Source organism: Staphylococcus intermedius NCTC 11048 (assembly GCF_002902385.1).
Classification (GTDB): domain Bacteria; phylum Bacillota; class Bacilli; order Staphylococcales; family Staphylococcaceae; genus Staphylococcus; species Staphylococcus intermedius.
This window is the reverse complement of record NZ_PPQH01000157.1, coordinates 1-724: the sequence shown is the minus strand read 5'-3', so window position 1 is coordinate 724 and position 724 is coordinate 1. Positions and strand designations below refer to the sequence as shown.

Below are 724 nucleotides of genomic sequence, written 5' to 3'. Positions count from 1 at the left end.
GTGGGACAAATGATTGGGGTGAAGTCGTAACAAGGTAGCCGTATCGGAAGGTGCGGCTGGATCACCTCCTTTCTAAGGATAATATACGGAATATCATCATTAGGTGATAAGCGGATTAACGTGACATATTGTATTCAGTTTTGAATGTTTGTTATAAATGTTCGGGGCCTATAGCTCAGCTGGTTAGAGCGCACGCCTGATAAGCGTGAGGTCGGTGGTTCGAGTCCACTTAGGCCCACCATTTAATAAAATTTAAATTCCTATTTTGGGGGCTTAGCTCAGCTGGGAGAGCGCCTGCTTTGCACGCAGGAGGTCAGCGGTTCGATCCCGCTAGTCTCCACCATTTATATGATTTGTACATTGAAAACTAGATAAGTAAGTATAGATTTTACCAAGCAAAACCGAGTGACAAGCGTTTAAAAGCTTGAAACAAAAAATTATCGCTAGTCGTCAAATGACGACTCACATAATTAATAACTGGTGATTTTGGGAAAAGTGGATTTCGGTAGATGACATGATGTTTTGAAAACGTTTGTCAGTCTATGAATCACAAGCATGAACGAAGGCGCTTACTGCGCGTAAGTAACTGAGTGAATACGAAGTGATGAAGCCGAATGCAAACGATTGTCAAAATATCATATAGATTAAGTTATTAAGGGCGCACGGTGGATGCCTTGGCACTAGAAGCCGATGAAGGACGTTACTAACGACGATATGCTTTGGG

Annotated in this window: 2 tRNA genes and 2 rRNA genes; all 4 read left to right on the top strand. The window is 42.4% G+C overall.

Annotation, left to right across the window (positions count from 1 at the left end):
- A 16S ribosomal RNA gene (locus CD138_RS13855) occupies positions 1–72 on the top strand; the annotation flags it as partial.
- 92 nt (positions 73–164) lie between these two features.
- Positions 165–241 (top strand) — tRNA-Ile (locus CD138_RS13850).
- A gap of 26 nt (positions 242–267) precedes the next feature.
- Positions 268–343, top strand: a tRNA-Ala gene (locus tag CD138_RS13845).
- Between the two features lie 299 nt (positions 344–642).
- Positions 643–724, top strand: a 23S ribosomal RNA gene (locus CD138_RS13840); the annotation flags it as partial.